We start from the raw sequence: 1,964 nt of genomic DNA, 5'->3' as shown, positions 1-1,964 counted from the left end.
GAACCGGCCCGGCCGGCCCGGGTCGAGCCGGACCACGACCTGCCCCTCGCCCTGACGGCGGAGCCGGGCCAGGGGGCCCGCCTCCGCCCCGCCCTGCGCGCGTTCGAGGGCCAGCAGGTACGACGGCGTGGCCGCGAAGGTCTCGACCGAACCGTCGTCGTGCCAGGTGCTGACGGCGGCGCCCACGCAGTGCGGGACGGTGACCCTGGTCAGCTGCACCACGTCGTGCAGCGTGGGGAAGGACCCGGACCGCGCCCGCTCGCGGGCAGCGAGTTCGCCGAGTACGGCCAGCAGCTTCGCGCGGGCCCGGTCCGTCGCCCGGGCCCCGCCCGCCGCCCCGCCGACGCCGGCCGGGCCCTGACGGTCCAGCAGCTCACGGGCCCGGGCGATCGCACGGGCCGCGTCGGCCTCCCCCGTGTAGATGCCGATCGTGTAGCAGACGTCACGCAGCCGCTGCCCGGCTTCCGGCGAGCCCGCCGAGGACAGGGCCTCGTACTCCGCGACCAGTCGGCCGAGGGCCGCGACATCCACCATGGGCATGAGCACCTCCGTGTGTTTACGGAAAGTATGCGCCGATCACGCAGCGGAACCACGCCGCCGGTCGGCCGCCCTCGGTGGCCGGCCCTCGGCGATCAGCCCGCGGGCGGTGCAGGACGCTCAGCCGGCTTCCTCAGGCTCGTCGGCCCAGCCGGGGGCCTCCCGGTCCTCCAGCTCCTCGCGCAGCCAGGCCAGGGTGGCGCTGAGCAGCCGGGAGACGTGCATCTGGGAGACACCGATCCGCTCGGCTATCCGGGACTGGGTGCACCCGTCCCAGAACCGCAGTTTGAGGACGGTCTGCTCACGCTCGGGCAGCCGGGCCAGCAGCGGGCGGACGGCGATGCGGAAGTCGACGAGTTCGATGCCGGGGTCGCAGTCGCCGAGGCGGTCGAGCAGGGCGCTGCCCGTCTCGTCGGTGTCCTGGTCACGCAACGCGTCCAGGGAGTCGGGGCGGTAGACCCGGCCCGCCATCAGCCCCTCGGTGGCCTGCTCGACGGTGATGTCCAGCTCCTCGGCGATCTCCTCGGGCTGCGGCAGCCGGCCGAGCTCCTGTTCCAGGCGGTCCGAGCCCCGGGCGACGGACAGGTAGAGCTCCTGCATGCTGCGTGGGACCCGCACCGGCCACGACGTGTCACGGAAGAAGCGCTTGATCTCCCCGGCGATGGTCGGGATCGCGTAGGTGACGAACTCGACGCCGCGTTGCGGGTCGTAACCGTCGACGGCCTTGATCAGGCCGATCGTGCCGACCTGGAGGATGTCGTCCATGTCCTCGGCGCGGTGGCGGAAGCGGGCCGCGATGAAGCGCACCAGCGGCATGTTGAGCTCGATGATCGTGCCGCGGACGTAGCTGTAGGCGTGGGTCTCCCGGGCCAGCCCGGCCAGCCGCTCGAACAGCGCGTCGCTCAGTTCGCGTGCCTCGGACTTCCCCATCCGGCGCAGTTCGGCTGCCGTCGGTCTCGGCGGCAGGTCGGGCGGAAGGCCCGGAGGCGCGACTCCTTCATCGGTGGTTTCCAGGTTGATGGACACGTGAGTTCTCCTGGGCATCGGGGGCCCGGCGACGCGTGCGGACTCACACCTCGTGCGTCGCGGACTTCTTCCCCCAGGACCTGTGCCCGGCTTCTTCAAGCGCGGTCCCGGTGGCACCGTCCACGGTGCTGGAGCAGCCGGTTCGGACACGGCCGCTGCACCAGTGGTTCTACCCCGGGTTCCGGTTCCGAACTCACGATCCGGATGTTTTCCTGCTCCGTTTCCGGGGTACTCACGCGCCGGCACAAATTCACCCCCCGGGGTCCCGACCCGGCCGCCAGACCCAGCGCTCGCGGTGGCCCGGCCGGACCACCGCGAGCACGACCTCCAGTCGGACCGGCTTCCACCGTCCTCGGGCGCACAGCCCCCGGGCCACGCGCGCCGCGCCGGCCCGGGCGGGG

At 72.9% G+C, this 1,964-nt stretch carries 2 protein-coding genes; both read right to left on the bottom strand.

The genetic code is table 11. The annotated features are described in order from the left end of the window. Positions 1–534: DUF5133 domain-containing protein (locus tag KS423_RS44400; RefSeq protein ID WP_224285353.1), on the bottom strand; the 534-nt coding region annotated here is incomplete at its 3' end. 123 nt (positions 535–657) lie between these two features. Beyond that, a complete protein-coding gene (locus tag KS423_RS44395; protein ID WP_374120175.1) occupies positions 658–1,581 on the bottom strand; it encodes a SigB/SigF/SigG family RNA polymerase sigma factor in 924 nt (307 codons plus the stop codon). Positions 1,582–1,964: the final 383 nt, after the last annotated feature.

Source organism: Streptomyces sp. LS1784 (assembly GCF_020103755.1).
In the GTDB taxonomy this organism is placed as follows: Bacteria; Actinomycetota; Actinomycetes; order Streptomycetales; family Streptomycetaceae; genus Kitasatospora.
This window is presented reverse-complemented; position numbering and strand designations above follow the sequence as displayed.